The following is a 21,406-nucleotide window of genomic DNA, read 5'->3' as shown; positions in this document are numbered from 1 at the left end:
CACGAAAGACGCATCGCGCGCCCCACGCATACGTTCCATGCACATGACCGCACAAGACATACGTCCCATGCACACGATCACGTCTCAGGGGCACAATGCAACACTGAAAGGTCTTCCGTTGATCTTGACAGGCGCCGCTTCGCAAGCACCAAAGTCTGTCACGCGACGCGTTTTTCGGTGATTGTGGCGTCGCGTGACAGTCCGACTTGTCACGCGACGCGATTTTGCCCGGTTTTCACGTCTCGTGACACGCGAACCAGCTGGGAACCGGCTTCAGCCTGGTTCAAACCATTGAAATTCCGCCATTTTGTGATTATGGCCCATGACGACGGAATGCCACGATCTGTCACGCGACGCGATTTTCGGCGATTTTGACGTCGCGTGACAAGCGGGAGTCATGCGGGCGATCTGGCTCGGCATGGCTCGGTGTGGCATGGCTTGGCATGACTCGCGCTGAACGCCCAACTGGCTGCGTCTCGCGTCCGACCGCCCTGTGAACGCAAGTTGTTCTAGCAACGAGGCACCCATGCTATGGCAACGCACAGCAACACGCATTCCGCATTCCATACCACTGGCGTGGCATGGCGCGGTTTTAGTCACAGGGCGCCCCCGCTCCCTGTGACGTGGAAAGCGAGCATTATCGACAGCAGACGACACAAGCCGTCTCGCCGTGGAGACGGAGCAACAATCAGGTACGTCAGCGTTACGTACCGCGGATTGGCGGTGCGCAGTGTGATTCGGGCTTGTTGTTGAGTTACGTACTGTGCAACAGTGGTACGGAACGTGGAATGGATGTTATGTTGCGTTGCGTACCATCGGCCAGTGGTACGCAGTATGATTTCGCCCCGTTCCGACGATGCGTGACATGACCCAGCCATGGTGCAACCCTCGAGCACCTCAGCACCTCACAGCGCAAGGATTTCTCGGGGAAAACGGCCATCTCGTAAAATCCTTGCGCTGGGACAGGGCTTAGCGCAATCATTTTACGAACTCATGGATCTTTCCGAGAAATCTTTGCGCTACGAGGCCTGCTAGCGCAAGGATTCTACGAACTCAAGGCAAATCCCGAGAAATCCTTGCGCAAACACGGTTCCACACTCGGTTTCAACGCACAGTTCAACAAAGACAAGCATGTTAAGACAAGAGGCACAAAGATCAGAGAGGCGTCGCATTATTCACTGCGCAAAGCGGGAATCCCAGCATTCCATGAGATGGCCCATTCCCCTGAGAAGTACCTTGCGTCAAAGGGCGCCAATGGGATGCCAATGATCGGCACTGTCCAATGGGCGGCTTAGCGCAAGCATTTCTCAAGATTCACCCCAAGTTCGAGAAAAACATGCGCTAAGAAGGGGCCGGTCAGCTACTTTGGATTTGCCAAAGAACAGGTCTGTTAGAGACCAGATTTGCTACAGGCCGGCATCGGCCAGTGAAATATATCCTGGATCGATCAGTGCGTTTTTCAGATTGGAGGCGCTGACAGCCAAAGGCGCTTCGCTGATGACGGGAATCGTTTTCGCTGTGGTGGTGTTGCTGTTGGTGGTGTTGCCGTTGTCGGTTTTGGCATTGCCGCCGTCGACATTGCTGTTATTGGCTGTATTGCCGTCAGTGCGGATCGTTTCCATGGTGACGTAGTCTCGTTTGTCGATCGATGCTTTGCGGTTGAACGTCACGCAAGCGTCGGCGACGTCCGTTGCGATCGCCTTGCGATCCTCTAGGGCGGTCATCCACTGCTGCCCGTTGACGATCTGGGGCATGGAATCCACGAAAGCGCCGTACCCGGTCACGATCGGCCATTGCGAGGCGTACTGTTTGTCGGGCTTGTTGTTCGCGGCATCATCGTTGTCAGGCGATTTAATGGGATCCGGCACCGGTTCGCGAGTCAGGTCATGCTTGCCGATGATATTGCCGACGATGCCGGTGATCGAGATGGAGGGGTTGATATCCGCGGCTGTGCCGGTGTATCCCATGGCGCTGAGTTCCTTGATGATCTGGCTCGCAGCCGTATCGGTCAACCCGATGATCCCATCGATATGCGTCATCGTGGCATCCTTCGCTGTGTCATCGGATGATTTGAGTCTCTCGGAAACCGCGCGCTGCACATTGGTCGTCTTTGATGCGTCGACTAGAAGTTTGCTCCAATCCTGCTCGGTGCTGTCGGCCGTCAACAGGCCGGACGCGCTCACGAGTTTGCCGGATTTGAAATAATCGTCCAGTATCTGCCAGATTCCCATGAACGCTTCCTTGAGGAAGGCTGATTGCAAGTCATATTCCGCGGTCCCTGATTTGGCGGAAATCGGAAGAAGCACTTCGACTGTCTTGGGATTGTCTTTATTGGTTTTGCCGAGATCGAGTTTGGTGACAAGCTTCTCCGCCTGAATCTGACCGATCTGACGCGCCGTCGAGAATCGTACCAAGGCATCGGGGGAGACTCCGGTGACGTTGTTCGACAGCATGATGACATGCATACCGGATTCGCGGGCCAAGGTGATCGACGAATTCAGCCGCGCGATGGCGGCATCCGTGTCGCTGGCTGCGCTGCCGCTGGCTGCGCTGGCGCTGTCCGTGTTGCCGTTGGTGTCGTCGGTTGTGTTGTTGTCGGTGTTCTTGTCGGAGTCTGCCGCGGCAGGTGCGTCGTCATCCGATGCGGCATCTTGCGAATCGGTGGAGGAAGCAGTCGAGGAATCCGAGGTTTCGCTCCCACCGTCATTGGACGATGCGGCATCGGATGACTGAGCTGATGCTGCATCGGGCATGCTTACGAAATCGCCATAGTCATGGGTGATTGCGCTATTGTCCGCAACAGGTGCGATCACCAGCGTGATCGATGCGTCAGCTGTGCCATCGTCGGTGCTTTGCTGAGCGCCGCCGGCGTTGGACTTGGTTACATGCTCGACGACATAGTCCTGAATGTCGCGGCTTTGCTCGTCCAGCGAGGATGCCGTCGAGGTGGTGATGTCGTCGCTGTCGACATGGGCGGCATGCAGGGCTTCGGTCAGATCGGAGACGAACGACGGCCATCGGTTCATCGGCGTGCTCTGTCCGATCGACACGCCGTCGGAGGGGGTGAACACGGCCACCTTGCCGGTGGTTGCCGCAGTGGCGCTGTTGGTGGTCGGCTTGGGGTCCTCGCTGTGGCTATCCTCGGTCGATGAGCAGGACGCAGCGCCGATCAACAGTGCTGCGGACGTTGCAAACGCCGCGAATCGTGCAAGCATCCGTTTGCCGGTGAAAGTCATCTCGATGTCCTTTGCCGCCTCGTGAGTGTCGCTGTCTGGTCTGATTGTAGTATCCTCACGAGTCCGGTTCAATCGCGACGGCGGAGTCGCAAACCCATGGGCACGATCCCATGATCCGATTCACGACTCCGCCGTCCGCATGCGCATATGATGCGCGATCATGCCAGTCGCCTGACGCATGCGCTCCTAGTCGTTGAGCGCTTTGGCGAGATTCTCGTCGAGCGCGTTCATGAAGCCCTCGGTGTCAAGCCATGGCTGATCGGGCCCGATGAGCATCGCGAGATCCTTGGTCATCTGACCGCCCTCGACGGTGTCGACGATGACCTTCTCCAGCGTCTCGGCGAAATGGCGCACCTCGGGGGTGTTGTCCAGATCGGCACGGTGCTTGAGGCCGCCGGTCCACGCGAAGATCGAGGCGATCGGGTTGGTGGAGGTCTTCTCGCCCTTGAGCCAGCGACGGTAGTGGCGGGTGACGGTGCCGTGCGCGGCCTCAGCCTCCACGGTCTGGCCGTCCGGGGTCATGAGCACGGAGGTCATGAGGCCCAACGAGCCGAAGCCCTGCGCCACGGAGTCGGACTGCACATCGCCGTCGTAGTTCTTGCAGGCCCAGATGTAGCCGCCGTGCCACTTGAGGGAGCTGGCCACCATGTCGTCGATGAGACGGTGCTCGTAGGTCAGGCCTGCAGCCTCGAATCGCTCCTTGTACTCGGTTTCGTACACTTCGGCGAAGATGTCCTTGAACTGGCCGTCGTACGCCTTGAGGATCGTGTTCTTGGTGGACAGATACACCGGGTAGTGGCGCTTGAGACCGTAGTTGAAGCAGGCGCGGGCGAAACCGCGAATCGAGTCGTTCACGTTGTACTGCACCTGGGCCACGCCGCCGTCCTCGCCGTAGTCGTAGACCACATGCTGGATGGGTTCGGAACCGTCGGACGGGGTGAAGGTCACGGTCAGGCGTCCGGCGCCCGGCACCTTGAAGTCGGTGGCCTTGTACTGGTCGCCGAAGGCGTGGCGGGCCACGACGATCGGCTTGGTCCAGCCGGGCACCAGTCGCGGCACGTTGCTCATCACGATCGGCTCGCGGAAGATCGTGCCGCCCAGAATGTTGCGGATCGTGCCGTTGGGGGACTTCCACATCTTCTTGAGGCCGAATTCCTTGACGCGCGCCTCGTCGGGGGTGATGGTGGCGCACTTGACGCCGACATGCTCGCGCTTGATGGCGTTCGCCGCGTCGATGGTCACCTGATCGTCGGTCGCGTCGCGGTTCTGGATGCCGAGGTCATAGTAGTCGAGATTGACGTCCAGGTAGGGCAGGATCAGTCGATCCTTGATGTCCTTCCAGATGACGCGGGTCATTTCGTCGCCGTCGAGTTCGACGACGGTCCCTTCGACCTTGATTTTGGCCATGCCTGCTCCTTTGTGATGAGGGTTTTCGCGCATATGCGTCAAGTCATAGCGCATGTTTGTAACGTCCGGCCGCGCGTATCCGAAACACGGACCGTCAGGCTCCGACTGTCAGGCACCGGCATTAGCCTTGGAGCCATGTCTCAGGAAATTGAAATCGGTCTGGGGAAGAAGGGCCGCCTGGCCTATTCCCTTGATGACGTAGCCATCGTTCCCTCCCGCCGCACGCGCGATCCTCAGGACGTGTCCACGGCATGGCAGGTGGACGCCTATGAGTTCGACGTGCCGGTCATCGGCGCCCCGATGGATTCGGTGACCAGTCCCGCCACCGCGATCGAGATGGGACGTCTGGGTGCGTTGGGCGTGCTGGATCTGGAGGGTCTGTGGACGCGCTATGAGGATCCGGAGCCGCTGCTGCGCGAGATCGCCGAGATACCTGCCGAGGAGGCGACGCCGCGTATCCAGCGCATCTACGCCGAACCGGTCAAGCCCGAGCTGATCACGCGCAGACTCCATGAGATCAGGGATGCCGGCGTCACGGTCGCCGGAGCGTTGTCTCCGCAGCGTACGCAGCAGTTCTATTCGACGGTGGTCGATGCCGGCGTGGATCTGTTCGTGATCCGCGGCACGGCGGTGTCGGCGGAGCATGTGTCCAGCAACCATGAGCCGTTGAACCTCAAGAAGTTCATCTACGATCTCGACGTTCCGGTCATCGTCGGCGGTGCGGCCAACTATACGGCCGCCCTGCATCTGATGCGCACCGGTGCGGCGGGCGTGCTCGTCGGCTTCGGCGGCGGCGCGGTCTCGGCCACGCGCGCCACGATCGGCGTGCACGCGCCGATGGCCACGGCGATCGCCGACGTGGCCGAGGCGCGTCGCGACTACATGGACGAATCCGGCGGCCGCTACGTTCAGGTCATCGCCGACGGTGGCATGGGAGATTCCGGCAGCTTCGTCAAGGCGCTTGCCATGGGCGCGGACGCGGTGATGATGGGCGCGCCGCTCGCCCGTGCCTCCGAGGCTCCCGGACACGGCAAGCACTGGGGTGCCGAGGCGCGTCATCAGACGCTGCCTCGCGGTCATCGCACCGATGTCGGCACGGTCGGCACGCTTGAGCAGATCCTGTTCGGACCGAGCCATCAGGCGGATGGAAGAGCCAACTTCATCGGTGCGCTCAAGCGTGCGATGGCCTCGACCGGCTACGTCGACGTGAAGAGCTTCCAGCGCTGCAACGTGGTGGTCACCCCTTACGAACGTCGATAGGCTTCGGCGTCGATGGAACGTCGATAGCATGTAGTCTTTCGTCGATTTTGGCATGTCGTGCCCCCGCGAAGTTGACGGGGGCACGACATCATGCTGTTGTTGAGGTATGCCGCCACGATGTCGGGCGTGCGATCCAACGAGGGAGAAGAGCGTGCCATGACTTATCCGTATCAGTTTTTCCATTCAGGTCAGGGGCGTCCTCTGCCATCCGACGACGGGTTCATCAACGTCGAGCTGTCGCATAAGCCGGTTCCGTATCATATCGCCCGCTGCTTCTCGGGCGAGGTCGATTCGGAGCAGAGCCAGTCGCTTGCCATGTCGTCCTGCCGCATCTCATGCATGGCGACCGATGTGGTGCGCGGACGACTGCCGTCGTCGATGCTGCATCGCACGCTGTCGGGGGCGTGCGTGAGGAAGCTGGAGACCATGGCGATGCTGTTGGAGAAGCATATGGAGTCCTATCCCGACGTGCGCGAGCGCTTCGCGACGCTTCCCGCCATGCCGCAGACGATCAACGGCGTGTTCGTCAGCCCCAACCATGTCGAGATGGCGGTGCATCTGACGATCGGCGCGGAGAATCATTGGACCAATCTGGTGCTGCGTCGCGTGGGCAATCGCTGGGTGTGCGTGCTGGCCGACGTCGGCTGATTCGAACGCGATCGATGCGCACCGGGGCCGACGGGGGCCGTGCCGCCTGACGCAGGCGCGTTTGCGATGCGTTCGCGACGCGCCTGTATGCGATGCCGACATACCGAGGTGTCGGCCGGCATACGGGTATAGTGGTGCTCATGTTGCGTGAATATGCTGTGGACGTGATACATCCCACCACCGAAAAGGATACGATCTATTCGCTGCTCGCCCATCGCGTCGAGCGTGATCCCGACGACCTGATCGCCCAATGGCAGGACGGGCAGCGGCGTTGGCATGACGTCACCGCCTCGGCCATGCTCGAACGGGTGTCCCAGGTCGCCAAGGGACTGATGGGACTCGGCGTCAAGGCAGGCAGCATGGTCGTCATCTACTCGGCGACCTGCTATGACTGGGGTGTTACGGATTTCGCCTGCGCCGCCATCGGCGCGGTGAGCGTGCCGATCTATGAGACGGATTCGACCAAGCAGGCGGCGAACATCGTCTCCGACGTCAATCCGGTGGTCGCCTTCGCGGGGGATGCGGCCCATGCGCAGACACTTGAGCAGATTCGACGGGATCATCCCGAGCTCAAGTACATCTTCAACTACGAGCAGGGCGGACTTGACGCCGTGGCCGACTTCGGCGGTTCGATCAGCGACGAGGAACTGGAGCGCGCGATCGGCAGAGTCAAGGCCGACGATCTGGCGACCATCGTATACACGTCCGGATCGACCGGAAAGCCCAAGGGAGCGATGCTGTCGCATCGCAATTTCACCCATACCGTGCTCAACGGCTACGAGGTGCTCAACGACATGCTCTATCAGCCGAGCCGTCTGCTGCTGTTCCTGCCGCTGGCGCACTGCTTCGCCCGATACATCCAGTACGTGGCGATCGGCTCGCATGGCGTCGTGGGCTATATTCCCAGCGCCAAGCATCTGCTGGCCGATCTGCGCGGATTCAAGCCCACCTACCTGCTGGGCGTGCCGCGTGTGTTCGAAAAGGTGTACAACGCGGCGTCGCAGAAGGCCGGAGCCGGCATCAAGGGCCGGATCTTCGCCAGCGCGTTCCGTCATTTCGTCCAATGGTCGAAGGACGGGCAGACCGGCAAGGGGCATTCGCCGCTCGCCCGCATCCGCCATGCGTTCTACATGCGCACGGTGGGCTCGTCCATCCGCTCGGCGCTCGGTCCCAATCTCAAGTACCTTGCGTGCGGCGGCGCGCCGATCAACGCCGACCTTGCCCATTTCTTCAACGGGTTCGACGGCATTACGTTCATTCAGGGCTATGGCATGACCGAGACCGCAGCCCCCTGCATGGTCAACTTCCAGGACTCCAACAGGGTCGGTTCGGTCGGTCATCCCGGCTGCGCCGAGGTCAAACTCGCCGACGACGACGAGCTGCTCATCCGCGGCGCCAGCGTCTTCCTCGGCTACTACCGCCGTCCCGAACTCACCGCCGAGGTCCTTCAGCCGGACGGATGGCTGCACACCGGCGATCTCGCGAAGATCGACGACGACGGGTTCATCTACATCACCGGACGCAAGAAGGACATCATCATCACCGCCGGCGGCAAGAACATCTCGCCGGCACCGATGGAGGAGATCATCGACACCTGCCCGATCGTCGGACATGCCGTGGTCGTCGGCGACGGACGTCCGTTCATTTCGGCGCTGATCGAGCTCGATCCCGAGATGACTCGCTCCTGGCTGTCCGCTCAGGGGCTTGACGCAGACGCGCCCATGAGCCAGATCGCGTCCAGCGATGCGGTGCACGCCTTCATCCAGCAGTATGTCGATCAGGCGAACAGCAACGTCTCGCGTGCCGAGTCGGTGCGCAAGTTCGTCGTGCTCGACGAGGAGTTCAATCAGGACGACGGCACGCTGACGCCGAGCCTGAAGGTGGTTCGTCCGAAGGTGCTCGAACGCTATGCGAGCATCATCGACGACGTGCTCTATGCGCCCAAGGGCGCGGCTCGTCCGCTTCCCGCGACCGTCAAGATCCTCGATCGCACCACGGAAACGGTCAAGCAGGCGTCCGAAACCGTCCGGCAGGCGTCGGAGAGCGTGACGCAGGCGTTCGAGGAGGCGAAGAGCACCGTGAGCGAACGGATGCGTCGTCAGCAGAACGCGGATGACGCCAACGAGGGCGAACGCGGCGAACACGGCGAGCGGAACGCGTCGAACGGGCAGGACGGCGGTGCCGCACAGGATGGCGCCGAGGTCCCGGCCGAGTCGTTGAATGGGGAGACGAACGACGAGGCCGACAACGACAAGGAGAACAGATAGCCGTGGCCATGCGAGAGATTCGGGTCGTGCCCGATCCTGTGCTGAGAACCCCATGCGACACGATCACCACGATCACCCCGGCCGTAAGACGTCTGGTGGATGATCTGCTGGAGACGGTGAACGACCCCGGTCGGGCGGGACTGTCCGCCAATCAGATAGGGGTGAGTCTGCGCGCGTTCTCGTACAACATCGAAGGCCGCATCGGCTATGTGCTCAATCCCGTGATGGAATGTACGAGCGGCGAGCAGTACGGCGAGGAGGGATGCCTGTCGGTGCCCGGGCTGTGGTACAAGACGCGGCGCGCCGACTACGCCCGCGTGCGGGGCATCGACGTGGACGGCCATGAGGTCGTCCTCGAAGGCCATGGCCTGATGGGACGCATGCTGCAGCATGAATGCGATCATCTGGACGGCCACGTCTACCTTGATCGCCTGGAGAAGGAGGAGCGGCGCGAGGCGCTGCGCTACATGCGCAGCCACGCCCGCTAGAGCACGGTCAAGGGCGCGTTCGCGTGCAAGTCCGTGCACGTTGGTGCGCCCCCATTTGTATAGGGTGTGCAATATCCTAGAAATTTGTGTGTGCCACCCAAGGCTCAAACCGCAGTCGCAGGCGGTTCGGGCCAATCCCATTGTCAACCGGCACACCAAAAAACGCGCCATGTCGGCGACGACCCGTGTCGGTCGGTCGGGCTTTGCGGTCCGGTCGCACGCGGGGACGCATGGCCAGGCAATAACCGACAAGGAAAGGCAGTGCAATGGCACAGATCACGATGAGCGAGATGCTCAAGGCCGGCGTCCACTTCGGCCACCAGACCCGTCGCTGGAACCCGAAGATGAAGCAGTACATCCTCATGCAGCGCAACGGCATCCACATCATCAACCTGTTCAAGTCCCTTGAACTGATCGACAAGGCCTACGACTTCATCAAGACCACCGTGGCCCACAACGGCACCGTGCTGTTCGTCGGCACCAAGAAGCAGGCGCAGGAGGCCGTCTCCACGCAGGCCACCCGCGTGAACATGCCGTACGTCTCCGAGCGCTGGCTCGGCGGCATGCTGACCAACTTCCAGACCGTCTCCAAGCGCGTCGGCCGTTTGAAGGAGCTCGAGGAGATGGACTTCTCCGACGTGCACGGCTCCGGTCTGACCAAGAAGGAGCTGCTCCTGCTTGAGCGCGAGAAGGACAAGCTCGAGAAGCAGCTGGGCGGCATCCGCAACATGAACCGCACGCCGTCCGCGATGTTCGTGGTCGACATCAACAAGGAGGCGCTGGCCGTCGAAGAGGCCCACAAGCTGGGCATCCCGGTCGTCGCGCTGGTCGACACCAACACCGATCCGGAGACGGTGGACTACCCGATCCCGGCCAACGATGACGCCATCCGCGGCATCGAGCTGCTGACCACCCTGATCGCCGACGCGGTCGCCGACGGTCTGCTGGAGCGTTCCGGCAAGGCCGAGAAGGCCGAGGCCGAGGGCGATCAGCCGATGGCCGCATGGGAGAAGGAACTCCTGACCGAAGGCAACGCGGATCAGACCGCCGAGACCGCCGAGGGCGGCGAGAAGGCCGAGCCGGCCGACACCGCCGAAGGCACGGACGAGGCCAAGGCCTGAGCATCCGATATGATGGGAGGCGCAACGCCTCCCATTCGTTTATTGGGAACAGACAAGTCTAGAGGAGACACAGCAATGGCAGCAATCACTGCAGCTTTGATCAAGCAGGTCCGCGAGGACACCGGCGCCGGCATGCTCGACGTCAAGAAGGCCCTCACCGAGGCCGAGGGCGACGTCGCGCGCGCCAAGGAAATCATTCGAGCCAAGGGCATTCAGGCCGCCGGCAAGCGTGAGGGCCGCAAGGCTCAGGAAGGCACCATCGCCTCCAAGGTCGTCGAGACCGCCGAGGGCGAGACCGGTTACGCCGTCGAGCTGAACTCCGAGACCGACTTCGTGGCCAAGACCCCGAAGTTCGTGGAGTTCGCCGACACCGTGCTCGGCTACGCCGTGGCCGCCGATGCCGACAACGCCGAGGAGCTGCTGGAGGCCAAGGCCGAGGACGGCACCGTCAAGGTCGCCGTCGAGGAGGCCGCCGCCCTGTTCGGCGAGCACGTCAAGGTCGGTCAGTTCGCCAAGATCTCCGGTCCGCACGTCGAGATCTACGCGCACAAGAAGTCCGTCGAGATGCCGCCGAGCATCGTCGCCATGATCGCCACCGACGAGGCCGGTGCCAAGGTCGCCCACGAGGCCGCTCTGCAGATCTCCGCGATGGGCGCCAAGTGGCTCACCCGCGAGGACGTCCCGGCCGATGTGGTCGAGTCCGAGCGTCGCGTGGCCACCGAGAAGTCCCTCGCCGAAGGCAAGCCGGAGAAGATCGTCCCGAAGATCGTCGAGGGTCGTCTCAACGCCTTCTACAAGGAGGTCGTCCTGCTGGAGCAGCCGTTCGTCAAGGATCCGTCCAAGACCGTCGGCAAGCTGTTCGAGGAGGTCGGCGGCAAGGCCATCGCCTTCGCGCGCGTCGAGGTCGGCAAGGCCGACGAGGACTGAGCGTCCATTCATCTCGAAAACCGCGGCGGTCGTCATGGCGGCGTCGTCCATGAGGGCGTTCGCCGGGTCGAGCGCCGCGGCTGATGGCATTGGCCGCAAGCCCTTCGCCGGAACCATTGCCAATGGCGGCCATATGATCACGCCATATGAGCCAATGAGGGCGGTCCACGGATCATTCGTGGACCGCCCTTTCGTATGATTGTTCGCCGTTGTTGTTCCGCTTCGTTTTCTTTCGTTTTTCGTTTTTCGCTTTACGTTTTCTTTCGTTTTGTAGAGTTTCGTTTGGTTTCATTTGGTTTCACACGGCGGCGTGTCGCGCAACGTGACGCGGTGCCATGCGAGGAGGCCGCATGCAGGCGGTAGGAGGCACACGATGATTTCTTCGATCATGGGCGACGGATCGGTCAGGCCGACGTGTTCGCGGCGGGCATGGGGGAGGAACCGCATCGATGCGGAGGCCGCCGACCGACGTGTGCTGCTGATGCCGGGAACCGGATACACCTGCGATCGGCCGCTGCTGTACTATAGCGCGAACGCGCTCATCGACGACGGATGGTATGCGGATCGGCTGGATGTGAACGCCAACCTGTCCACGTCGCCGGCATCCGAGATCATCGCCATGCTGTCGGATGCCGTCGATGACTGGCTTCGCGAGGTGAACGCCGACGCCGAGCGGGCCGGCATGGCGGCACCGCGCGTCATGCTGGTCACCAAGTCGCTGTCCACGTTCATGTTCCCGCATGCGCAGACGCTCGATCTGCCAGTCGCCCTGCTCACCCCGGTGTTCGCGCCGGCTGACTTCGATCCATCGCGCTCGGTCATACCGGTGCCCGGCGATCCCGACTATGATTCCGCGCACGACGGCGCGACCAAGCCGCTGATCTGCGCAGGCGACGCCGACCCGCTGTTCAACGGCGAACGCGCGCGTCGGCTCAGCCCGCATGTGCACGAATACGCGGGCGCGAACCATTCGATCGAAGTGCCCGGCGACTGGCGCACGTCGATGACGTATCTGCGCGATGTGGTCGAGCATGTCGTCTCCTATGCCGGCGGCATCAGCCGCGAAGCCGCCACTGTCGCGCTCGACCGATAGTCTGTTAGACGGTAAATTTCGCGCTCCCATGCCCGTTGCCCGGGCTGGGACGTATCAGAAAGGCTTACGTATGACTGGCGAGGATGCAGGCGATCGACCGCGCAGAGTACTGCTCAAGCTTTCAGGGGAGGCGTTCGGCGGCGGCCGGGTCGGAATCGACACCAATGTGATCCGTCGCATCGCCGAGGAGATCGTTCCCGCGGTGAAACAGGGGGTTCAGGTCGCGATCGTGGTCGGCGGCGGCAACTTCTTCCGCGGCGCCGAGCTTCAGCAGGCGGGCATCGATCGATCCCGCGGCGACTACATGGGCATGCTCGGCACGGTGATGAACTGTCTCGCCCTCCAGGACTTCCTGGAGCAGGAGGGGCAGTCCACGCGCGTGCAGACCGCGATCACGATGGGGCAGGTCGCCGAGCCGTACATTCCGCTCAAGGCGATCCGTCATCTGGAGAAGGGACGCGTCGTCATCTTCGGCGCCGGTGCCGGCATGCCCTACTTCTCGACGGATACCGTGTCCGTCCAGCGTTCGCTGGAGATCCACTGCGACGAGGTGCTGATGGGCAAGAACGGCGTCGACGGCGTCTACACCGCCGATCCGCGCAAGGATCCGTCCGCGAAGCGCTTCTCCACGCTCAGCTACAACCGGGCTCTTGTCGACAATCTCGCGGTCATGGACGCCGCGGCGTTGTCGATGGCTCGGGACAATCGCCAGCTCATCCGCGTGTTCGGTCTTGAGGAATCCGGCAACGTCACCCGCGCCCTGCTCGGGGAGCGCATCGGCACGCTGGTGTCCTCGGCCAAATCGACCGTCGAGGAGTAGCGAGCCGAACGCGTTCGCGCAATTCCGGGCAGATAATGCCGTTAATCAGTAACAATAAGTCAGTACCAACCAACACGAGCCAACACAAGGAGCAGATATGGCGACCATCGTCGATCAGGCCAAGGAACAGATGAACAAGTCGGTGGAGAACACCAAGGAGAACTTCACCGGCATCCGCACCGGGCGCGCCAATCCGGCGCTGCTCAACGGAATCACGGTGGACTACTACGGTGCACCCACGCCGCTCAAGGCCGTCGCCTCCATCGGCGTGCCGGAGCCCCGCACGCTGTCCATCACCCCCTTCGACGCCTCTCAGGCCGGCAAGGTCGAGAAGGCCATCCGCGACTCCGACCTCGGCGTGAGCCCCAACCGCGACGGCAACGTGATCCGCGTGACCATGCCCGAGCTGACCGAGGAACGCCGCAAGGAGTACGTCAAGCTCGCCAAGACCAAGGCCGAGGAGGGCAAGGTCGCCGTGCGCAACATCCGTCGCAAGACCAAGGAGAGCATCGACAAGTCCGTCAAGGACGGCGAGCTCGGCGAGGACGAGGGTGATCGTCTGCTCAAGGATCTGGACAAGGTCACCAAGCAGGTCGTCGATTCCATCGACACGCTGCTTGAGGGCAAGCAGAAGGAGATCATGGAGGTCTGAGACGACCTCGTGGGGTTCGCAGAACGCAGGGCATGAACTCGGCGTTCTGCGAATCGAACCCTTGGGTTTCCCGAATCAGGACTGACGGGCGAGTGCGGAGGTGTGTGATGCCCACGAGCGAACGGCATGAGAATGGCGCCGAGGAGACCATCGACGCGATCAACAGGAAAACCGGTCGCAACATGCCTCAGGCCATCGCAACCGCGGTCATTCTCATCGTCGTGATTCTCGCATGCCTGCTGATCAGCGTCGACGCGTTCGTCGCGTTGCTGGTGGTGTTCATGCTGCTCGCGCTGTGGGAGCTGCGCGTGGACTTCGCCACTGCGGGGCTGCACATCCCCGTCGTCATGCTGGGGATCTGCTCGACCGTCACGCTGGTCGCGACCTACCTGTCACCCAGGCACATCGTCGCCATGGCGGTGTGCCTGTCCGGCTCGGTCGTGTTGGTCGCCTTGGCGGCGAGCATCAAGATGAGCTTCGGCAGCAGACTGTCGCTCGCCGTGGCGAACAAGCTGTCGCACACCGATGCCCAGGCCCGACTGGAATCGTCGTTCAATCATGAGAACGGCGAGCATACGCACAGCAGACTCAGTCATGTGGCGGTGTCGGTGTTCACGCTGCTCTACATTCCGCTGCTCGGCTCGGGTCTGATCATCGCGCTGACCGGCGATCATCCGGTGTCCCATGCGATCACGCTGGTGTTTCTTCCCGCGTTGAGCGACACCGGCGGCCTGTTCGCGGGTGCCTGGCTGGGACGGCACAAGCTCAGCCCTCGCATCTCTCCGAAGAAATCGGTCGAAGGACTCATCGGTTCGATGCTGCTGGCCATGGTCGGCGCCTTCGCCATCTTCGCGTGCACCTATGACGCATCGTTGTGGGCGACTCGCTGGTGGGTGCCGATCGTGGCGGGAATCCTGACCGGGGTGGTCGGTACGTTCGGCGATCTGTGTGCATCCATGCTCAAGCGTGACATCGGCATCAAGGACATGGGGCATCTGCTCAAAGGTCACGGCGGTGTGATGGATCGCATCGATTCCATTCTGCTGTGCGCGCCGTTCCTGTGCGCGTTGCTGTGGGTGACCGGGCTCTAGCGTGCATCCGGCCATTCGACGTGTCGAATCGCGGCGAATGACTGCATAGTGCGATGTCAGACGAAGGCTGTAGGAAGAGGCGGAATAGATATGGTGACGAGCGTTCATGCGGTTGACGATGCGGCCGCTGCCCCGGAGACCGGCATCACGCCGGGCGGCACGACCGGCGCGTTCCGGGACGTGCTGTCCAAGGATCATGCGCGACGTGGCAAGCCGCCGCTGCATCTCGCCGACATGTCCGATCAGCTGCGTCTGGAGAAGGCCGAGCAGCTTGGATTGCCGAAGTTTCGCATCCGACAGCTCAAGAATCACTATTATGCGCGTCTTGACGTGGCAGCCGAGGATTTCACCGATTTTCCGGCGGCCAAGCGCGCTGACGCCGCGCAGACGTTCTTTCCGGAGCTCATCCACGAGGTCACCCGTCAGGTGGCCGACAACGGCACGACCATCAAGACGCTGTGGCGACTGTTCGATGGCTCCCATATCGAGTCGGTGCTGATGCGCTATCCGACGCGCACGACCCTGTGCATATCCTCACAGGTGGGCTGCGGCATGGGATGCCCGTTCTGCGCGACAGGCAAACTCGGCCTGACCCGCAACATGTCGGCGGGCGAGATCGTCGAACAGGTGCGGGTCGCCGCACGCATGATGCGCGACGGCGAGGTCGCCGGAGGCCCAGGTCGCCTGAGCAACATCGTGTTCATGGGCATGGGCGAGCCGATGGGCAACTACAATTCGGTGCTTTCCGCCGTGCGTCAGATCAGCGCCGAGCCGCCGGAGGGCTTCGGCATCTCCGCCCGCAACATCACCGTCTCGACGGTCGGCGTGGTACCGGGCATCAAACGGCTCACCGCCGAAGGCATCCCGGTGCGGCTCGCCGTGTCGCTGCATGCGCCGAGCGACGAGCTGCGCGACGAACTCGTGCCGATGAACAAGCGGTTCAACACCGAACAGGTGCTGGACGCCGCGCACGATTACTGGCTCGCGTCGAAGCGGCGGGTGAGCATCGAATACGCGCTGATGCGAGGCATCAACGATCAGGCGGAGCATGCGCGGCTGCTTGCCAAGCGGCTCAATCATTACGGCGACAACTGGGCGCATGTCAACCCGATTCCGCTCAACCCGATCGAGGGCTCGCGCTGGACGGCATCCAAACCCGAGGATGAACAGCGTTTTCTCGACATTCTCCACGCTGCCGGCATCACCGCCACACTGCGTGACACCCGCGGTCAGGACATCGACGGCGCGTGCGGACAGCTTGCCGCGAAGACGCGTCAGGCTAACGGCACTGCGGATGTTTGACGATGGTCGGGTCGGCGCCCCAGAACGCGCTTGACGGCAGCGGCGAGGCAAGTCGCAGCTCCAGACCTTCGACGGGTGTCCAACGGTCCTTCGCTCGCGTCGCAACCGAGGCAACCCGGTTGCGCTCCTCCGCCTGTTGACCGGAGGCATCGTCGTGGCCGCCGGCATCGTTGCCATTGGTGATGCTGTCGTTGATGATGCTGCCGTCGTTGACATCGTCGTCCATGGTACCCCGAATCTTGTGTGACTGACCGCTTACGCGTGATGATCTGATGTGATCTGATTCCTGCGGCGATGATATCACGTATCACGCCGAGCGACGCTGCACGGCATCCCGGCCATCCGTGCGCAATTCGGGAAGCATCACGAAAAACAGCACCAAGGCCAGCAGAGCGCAGATCAGATCGGAAATCGCCTGCGCCGCGATCACCCCCTGATATCCGGCGACGCGGGAAGCGATCATCAGCACCAGCGCAAGCACCACGCCCTGCCGGCCGATCGACAGAATGAACGCGCCCATGGCCTTGCCCGTCGACTGGAACGTGCAGGTCGTCACCATGACCACCGCCACGCACACCAGACTGAGCAGCTGCACGCGCAGCATGCCGGCGCCCAGATCGATGATGCGGTCATCGGCGATGAAGAAACGCATCAGCCAGCGGTCGCCGATGCTGAGCGCCACCGTCATCGCCAATGCGAACGAGGCGAGGAACAGATAAGCGAACCGCATGATGCCCGCCAGACGGCGCATGTTGCGCGCGCCGTAGTTGTAGCCGATCAACGCCTGAGCGCCGAACGCGAACCCGACGAACACCGACACCGCGATCATCACGATCTTCAGAGCGATGCCCATCGCCGCCACCTGATCGTCACCGAACCGCAGCAGATAGAGATTGACCAGCACGATGCCGAAGCTCTGCGTCAGATTCGTCACCGCCGAGGGGATGCCGATCACCAGAATCTCGCCGATCTCATGCGCGGTGATGTCAAGCCGCAGCCGCCTTGCGCCGGTGCCGGCGGGCTTGCCGACGCGGGCGGAGGCGGCCGCCGGCGCTGCTGCTGCCTGGCCGGAGGCATCGGACCGGACGCGCGACGGCAGGCTGCGCGCCGCCTCGGCACCGCGCGTGAACATCAGCCTTGGATCGACCGACAGATTCGGGCTGCGTCGAATCAGAAACCATACGAAATAGCCGTCGGTGCACACGTTCGCGATGACGGTGGCGAACGCCGAACCGGCGGCGCCCCAGCCGAAGACGTGGATGAACAGCGGATTGAGCATGATGTTGACGAGGGTGCCGGCGATCGAACCGATCATCGACGGCACGGCATGCCCTTCGGTGCGCAGCTGGTTGGTCGGCGTCATCGACATGATGATCAGCGGGGAGCCGATGATGATCCAGGTGTAGTAGGCGCTTGCATGGGGTTTCGTCGCCTCGCTGGCGCCCAGCATCATCAGGATGGGATCACGCAACGCCAGTCCGAACACCAGCACCGCCACGCCGATCAGCAGCGATCCGTAGAAGCAGAAGACGGAAAGCCGGCGACCGTCGTCGTAGCGGTGCTGACCGAACAGACGGGAGATGACCGAGCTGCCGCCAAGCCCGAAGATGTCGCCGATCGCGATCATCACCGTGAACACCGGAGCGGTCAGCGACACGCCGGCGACCATGTTCGTGTCGCCCGTGTGCGCAATGAAGTAGGTGTCCACCAGATTGTAGACGAGCGTGACCAGCATGCTGAGCACCACCGGCATCGCAAGGGAGAAATACGCCTTGGGAATCGGCGCCTTCTCGAAGAGCTCGTTGTTCATGCATCCTCCCGTGCCCGTGTGCAGTGCGTGTGTCGTGTGTCGTGCGTTGGTCGTCGGCTGCTGTTTTGTCGTTCGCAGTTCGTCGAGGTGCGGACGACACCGCACGGGTGGCATTGTAGGCACCACAGTGCGGACAACGACACGCGAGACGGCCCCGCCGGCCCCACCCGGGGCGAATGCGATGCCGCGTGCTATGCGGGTAGCCGAATAACCGTCGAATTCCGCGCCTCCGTCGCTTCAAACAGGTACAGTTGAACGATGTACCATAGAGTGAATCAAGGAGACAAGGTGGCAGGTTTCATGACACCCTCACCCATGATGGCCGAGGGCGACGCCCCGTCCATGGTGGATCCGATTTTCAATCGTCTGCTCAAGGACCGCATCATCTGGATGGGCGAAGAGGTCAAGGACGATATGGCCAATCGCATCTGCGCGCAGATGCTGATGCTCGCGGCCGAGGATCCGAAGAAGGACATCTGGCTGTACATCAATTCGCCCGGCGGCTCGATCACCGCCGGCATGGCCATCTACGACACGATGCAGCTCATCGAGCCGGATGTGGCGACCGTGGGCCTCGGCATGTGCGCTTCGATGGGCCAGTTCCTGCTGAGCTCGGGCACGCCGGGCAAGCGGTATCTGACCTCGCATGCGCGCGTGCTCATGCACCAGCCGTCCGGCGGCATCGGCGGCACGACCACCGACGTGCGCATCAACGCCGAACTCATCATGGACATGAAGAAGACGCTGGCCGAGCTGACGGCACGACAGACCGGGCACACGGTCGAGGAGATCTACCGCGACAACGAGTACGATCACTGGTTCACCGCCGAGGAGGCGCTCGCATACGGCTTCGTCGACAAGCTCGTTTCGACGCCGGACACCATCCATGCCGACGGGGCCGAACAGGAAGGGAAGTGACAGTCATGGCATCCGAGGAAGCGAAGTTCGTCCAGCGCGCCGATCGTCTTGCCGGCGCATCCGGGGTCGTCGGATTCATGCCGGCCCAGGCTCGCCGCGCCGCGTTCGATGCGCGTGCCGCTCAGAGTGCATACGGCGTTGCGATGCCGCAGAACCGCTATGTGCTGCCGCAGTTCTCCGAGAAGACGCCGTACGGCATGAAGACGCAGGACCCGTACACCAAGCTGTTCGAGGACCGCATCATCTTCATGGGCGTTCAGGTGGACGACACGTCCGCCGACGACATCATGGCGCAGCTGCTGGTGCTTGAAAGCATGGACCCGAACCGCGACGTGATGATGTACATCAACTCTCCGGGCGGCTCCATGACCGCGATGACGGCGATCTACGACACCATGCAGTACATCAAGCCGGACGTGCAGACCGTCTGCCTTGGACAGGCGGCCTCCGCGGCGGCGATTCTGCTGGCGGCAGGCACCAAGGGCAAGCGTCTGATTCTTCCGAACGCGCGCGTGCTCATCCACCAGCCCGCCATCGACCAGGGATTCGGCAAGGCCACGGAGATCGAGATTCAGGCCAAGGAGATGCTGCGCATGCGCGAATGGCTGGAGAACACGCTGGCCAAGCATACCGGGCGCGATGTCGAGAAGATCCGCAAGGACATCGAGGTCGATACGTTCCTCACCGCGCAGCAGGCCAAGGAGTACGGCATCGTGGACGAGGTGCTTGAGCATCGTCCGTGACGATGCACGATGCCGGCATGTGATTGCCGGCATGTCATTCGTGTGATTGAGGCGACTGGAGAGCGGCATGGGGCGCGTGGTGAGCTACAACGAGGATGCACCGCGATGTGCATTCTGTGGCAAGACCGAGCGGGAGGTCCACAAGCTGGTGGCCGGGCCGTCCGCGTCCATCTGCGATGAGTGCATCGATCTGTGCGTCGAGATCATCAACGAGGATCGCAGACGCACCGACGACGCGCCCATGCCTGCCCCGCCCAGGCCGGCGGAGATCAACGCGTACCTTGACCGGTATGTGATCGGTCAGGCCGCTGCGAAGCGCACGCTCTCCGTCGCCGTGTACAACCACTATCGGCGCATCGGCATCGAATCGGATGAACGCGCGCGTGAGAGCGGTGCGATGCCGGCGTCGCCGGGCTCGGCGGGTGCGTCGGATCGTCGGTCGCGCGATGATGATGATCGGCTGGACGATGTCGAGATCGCCAAGTCGAACGTGCTGCTGCTCGGACCGACCGGCGTGGGCAAGACGTATCTTGCCCGCGTGCTGGCACGGATCATGGATGTGCCATTCGTCATCACCGACGCGACCACCCTCACCGAGGCCGGCTACGTCGGCGACGATGTGGAAACGGTGCTGCAACGGCTCATCGAAGCCGCCGACGGCGATGTGGCTCGGGCGCAGCACGGCATCGTCTATATTGACGAGATCGACAAGATCGCCAGAAAATCCGGGGAGAACACCTCCATCACCCGTGATGTGTCCGGCGAGGGCGTGCAGCAGGCGCTGCTCAAGATTCTTGAGGGCACGGTCGCGTCGGTGCCCACCGAAGGTACGCGCAAGCATCGCGAGCAGGAGACGATTCGCATTGACACGCGTGACATCCTGTTCATCTGTGGCGGTGCCTTCGTCGGTCTGGATGACATCATCCGCAGGCGCATCGGCGCCCATGCCAGCGGGTTTGCGGCACCGTGGCGCAGCGGGCGGATCCCCGATGCGCAGGTGCTGCGCCAGGTCAGCGCCGATGATCTGGCCGAATTCGGACTGCTTCCCGAATTCATCGGTCGTCTGCCGGTCGTCAGCGTGCTTGACGAGCTTGACGAAAATGATCTGTCGGATGTTCTCGTCCGACCGCGCAACGCCCTGACTCGCCAATACCGCAAGATGTTCGCCGCCGAAGGCATCGATCTGCGGTTCACCGACGAGGCGGTGCACGCGATCGCGGCGACCGCGGTGAATCGCGGCGTGGGGGCGCGCGGTCTGCGATCCATCATCGAGCATGCGCTTGAGGACACCATGTTTGCGCTGCCGGATCTGCACGACGTGCGGCAGGTGATCGTCGACCGAGCATGCATCGAGGACGGCGGCGCGCCGAAACTGGTCGGTCGGTAGGAAGTCGGCCGGTGGGAAGTCGATCGGTGGGAAGGTCGGTTGTGAAGGCCGACGGTGGCGTAATGGCGGAATGGAGGAATGGCGGAATACAAGGCGACACGCCGTATGGTGATTCGATTTGCCGATATGCGGGCGATGATGTATCTTATTCGAGTTGCCAAAAACAAGGCAACATGCGCCAGTAGCCCAATGGATTAGAGCAGCTGACTACGGATCAGCAGGTTGCAGGTTCGAAT

Annotated in this window: 18 protein-coding genes; 14 read left to right on the top strand and 4 right to left on the bottom strand. The window is 62.4% G+C overall.

Annotation, left to right across the window (positions count from 1 at the left end):
* Positions 1-1,406: 1,406 nt before the first annotated feature.
* Positions 1,407-3,236 (bottom strand): type 1 periplasmic-binding domain-containing protein, encoded by a 1,830-nt coding sequence (locus tag EHS19_RS00115; RefSeq protein WP_151915778.1) that lies wholly within the window; start codon positions 3,234-3,236, stop codon positions 1,407-1,409.
* Between the two features lie 186 nt (positions 3,237-3,422).
* Positions 3,423-4,643: an NADP-dependent isocitrate dehydrogenase gene (locus tag EHS19_RS00110; RefSeq protein WP_151915777.1), complete on the bottom strand. Its 1,221-nt coding sequence runs from the start codon at positions 4,641-4,643 to the stop codon at positions 3,423-3,425.
* A gap of 135 nt (positions 4,644-4,778) precedes the next feature.
* Between EHS19_RS00110 and EHS19_RS00105 the strand changes: the two genes are divergently transcribed.
* From EHS19_RS00105 to rlmN, 11 genes are all read left to right on the top strand, one after another.
* Positions 4,779-5,903: a GuaB3 family IMP dehydrogenase-related protein gene (locus EHS19_RS00105; RefSeq protein WP_151915776.1), complete on the top strand. Its 1,125-nt coding sequence runs from the start codon at positions 4,779-4,781 to the stop codon at positions 5,901-5,903.
* Between the two features lie 90 nt (positions 5,904-5,993).
* A complete protein-coding gene (locus EHS19_RS00100; RefSeq protein ID WP_151915775.1) occupies positions 5,994-6,551 on the top strand; it encodes a hypothetical protein in 558 nt (185 codons plus the stop codon).
* 140 nt (positions 6,552-6,691) lie between these two features.
* Positions 6,692-8,818, top strand: a complete 2,127-nt coding sequence (locus EHS19_RS00095; RefSeq protein WP_151915774.1) for an AMP-dependent synthetase/ligase — start codon at positions 6,692-6,694, stop codon at positions 8,816-8,818.
* A 2-nt stretch (positions 8,819-8,820) separates the two neighbouring features.
* A complete protein-coding gene (locus EHS19_RS00090; RefSeq protein WP_151915773.1) occupies positions 8,821-9,306 on the top strand; it encodes a peptide deformylase in 486 nt (161 codons plus the stop codon).
* Between the two features lie 266 nt (positions 9,307-9,572).
* A complete protein-coding gene (gene rpsB, locus EHS19_RS00080) occupies positions 9,573-10,427 on the top strand; it encodes a 30S ribosomal protein S2 (protein ID WP_151915772.1) in 855 nt (284 codons plus the stop codon).
* A gap of 75 nt (positions 10,428-10,502) precedes the next feature.
* Positions 10,503-11,354: a translation elongation factor Ts gene (gene tsf, locus EHS19_RS00075; protein ID WP_151915771.1), complete on the top strand. Its 852-nt coding sequence runs from the start codon at positions 10,503-10,505 to the stop codon at positions 11,352-11,354.
* 373 nt (positions 11,355-11,727) lie between these two features.
* Positions 11,728-12,447: a hypothetical protein gene (locus EHS19_RS00070; RefSeq protein WP_241676971.1), complete on the top strand. Its 720-nt coding sequence runs from the start codon at positions 11,728-11,730 to the stop codon at positions 12,445-12,447.
* Positions 12,448-12,517: 70 nt separating this feature from the next.
* On the top strand, positions 12,518-13,267 hold the full coding sequence (gene pyrH / locus EHS19_RS00065) for a UMP kinase (protein WP_151915770.1): 750 nt from the start codon (positions 12,518-12,520) through the stop codon (positions 13,265-13,267).
* A 97-nt stretch (positions 13,268-13,364) separates the two neighbouring features.
* Positions 13,365-13,919: a ribosome recycling factor gene (gene frr, locus EHS19_RS00060; protein ID WP_151915769.1), complete on the top strand. Its 555-nt coding sequence runs from the start codon at positions 13,365-13,367 to the stop codon at positions 13,917-13,919.
* Positions 13,920-14,026: 107 nt separating this feature from the next.
* A complete protein-coding gene (locus EHS19_RS00055) occupies positions 14,027-15,010 on the top strand; it encodes a phosphatidate cytidylyltransferase (protein ID WP_151915768.1) in 984 nt (327 codons plus the stop codon).
* 90 nt (positions 15,011-15,100) lie between these two features.
* Entirely contained in the window at positions 15,101-16,312 is a 1,212-nt protein-coding gene (gene rlmN / locus EHS19_RS00050; RefSeq protein WP_151915767.1) for a dual-specificity RNA methyltransferase RlmN, read from the top strand.
* Here rlmN and EHS19_RS00045 read toward each other — a convergent pair.
* On the bottom strand, positions 16,290-16,538 hold the full coding sequence (locus EHS19_RS00045) for a hypothetical protein (protein ID WP_151915766.1): 249 nt from the start codon (positions 16,536-16,538) through the stop codon (positions 16,290-16,292). The genes rlmN and EHS19_RS00045 overlap by 23 nt on opposite strands.
* Positions 16,539-16,619: 81 nt before the next feature.
* The gene (locus tag EHS19_RS00040; RefSeq protein ID WP_151915765.1) at positions 16,620-18,122 is read right to left on the bottom strand and encodes an MATE family efflux transporter; all 1,503 of its coding nucleotides are present in this window, start codon (positions 18,120-18,122) and stop codon (positions 16,620-16,622) included.
* A gap of 300 nt (positions 18,123-18,422) precedes the next feature.
* Between EHS19_RS00040 and EHS19_RS00035 the strand changes: the two genes are divergently transcribed.
* The 3 genes from EHS19_RS00035 to clpX all read left to right on the top strand — a co-directional run bounded on the left by EHS19_RS00035 (position 18,423) and on the right by clpX (position 21,170).
* Entirely contained in the window at positions 18,423-19,040 is a 618-nt protein-coding gene (locus tag EHS19_RS00035) for an ATP-dependent Clp protease proteolytic subunit (RefSeq protein WP_151915869.1), read from the top strand.
* Positions 19,041-19,045: 5 nt separating this feature from the next.
* Positions 19,046-19,783, top strand: a complete 738-nt coding sequence (locus EHS19_RS00030) for an ATP-dependent Clp protease proteolytic subunit (protein WP_151915764.1) — start codon at positions 19,046-19,048, stop codon at positions 19,781-19,783.
* 67 nt (positions 19,784-19,850) lie between these two features.
* Positions 19,851-21,170: an ATP-dependent Clp protease ATP-binding subunit ClpX gene (clpX, locus tag EHS19_RS00025; RefSeq protein WP_151915763.1), complete on the top strand. Its 1,320-nt coding sequence runs from the start codon at positions 19,851-19,853 to the stop codon at positions 21,168-21,170.
* Positions 21,171-21,406: the final 236 nt, after the last annotated feature.

This window comes from Bifidobacterium jacchi (assembly GCF_009078285.1).
Taxonomy (GTDB): domain Bacteria; phylum Actinomycetota; class Actinomycetes; order Actinomycetales; family Bifidobacteriaceae; genus Bifidobacterium; species Bifidobacterium jacchi.
This window is presented reverse-complemented; position numbering and strand designations above follow the sequence as displayed.

Coding starts and splice junctions, on each gene's coding strand:
- EHS19_RS00115 (WP_151915778.1), bottom strand. CDS start 3,236: ATGACTTTCACCGGCAAACGGATGCTTGCACGATTCGCGGCGTTTGCA.
- EHS19_RS00110 (WP_151915777.1), bottom strand. CDS start 4,643: ATGGCCAAAATCAAGGTCGAAGGGACCGTCGTCGAACTCGACGGCGAC.
- EHS19_RS00105 (WP_151915776.1), top strand. CDS start 4,779: ATGTCTCAGGAAATTGAAATCGGTCTGGGGAAGAAGGGCCGCCTGGCC.
- EHS19_RS00100 (WP_151915775.1), top strand. CDS start 5,994: ATGCTGTTGTTGAGGTATGCCGCCACGATGTCGGGCGTGCGATCCAAC.
- EHS19_RS00095 (WP_151915774.1), top strand. CDS start 6,692: ATGTTGCGTGAATATGCTGTGGACGTGATACATCCCACCACCGAAAAG.
- rpsB (WP_151915772.1), top strand. CDS start 9,573: ATGGCACAGATCACGATGAGCGAGATGCTCAAGGCCGGCGTCCACTTC.
- tsf (WP_151915771.1), top strand. CDS start 10,503: ATGGCAGCAATCACTGCAGCTTTGATCAAGCAGGTCCGCGAGGACACC.
- EHS19_RS00070 (WP_241676971.1), top strand. CDS start 11,728: ATGATTTCTTCGATCATGGGCGACGGATCGGTCAGGCCGACGTGTTCG.
- pyrH (WP_151915770.1), top strand. CDS start 12,518: ATGACTGGCGAGGATGCAGGCGATCGACCGCGCAGAGTACTGCTCAAG.
- frr (WP_151915769.1), top strand. CDS start 13,365: ATGGCGACCATCGTCGATCAGGCCAAGGAACAGATGAACAAGTCGGTG.
- EHS19_RS00055 (WP_151915768.1), top strand. CDS start 14,027: ATGCCCACGAGCGAACGGCATGAGAATGGCGCCGAGGAGACCATCGAC.
- rlmN (WP_151915767.1), top strand. CDS start 15,101: ATGGTGACGAGCGTTCATGCGGTTGACGATGCGGCCGCTGCCCCGGAG.
- EHS19_RS00045 (WP_151915766.1), bottom strand. CDS start 16,538: ATGGACGACGATGTCAACGACGGCAGCATCATCAACGACAGCATCACC.
- EHS19_RS00040 (WP_151915765.1), bottom strand. CDS start 18,122: ATGAACAACGAGCTCTTCGAGAAGGCGCCGATTCCCAAGGCGTATTTC.
- EHS19_RS00035 (WP_151915869.1), top strand. CDS start 18,423: ATGACACCCTCACCCATGATGGCCGAGGGCGACGCCCCGTCCATGGTG.
- EHS19_RS00030 (WP_151915764.1), top strand. CDS start 19,046: ATGGCATCCGAGGAAGCGAAGTTCGTCCAGCGCGCCGATCGTCTTGCC.
- clpX (WP_151915763.1), top strand. CDS start 19,851: ATGGGGCGCGTGGTGAGCTACAACGAGGATGCACCGCGATGTGCATTC.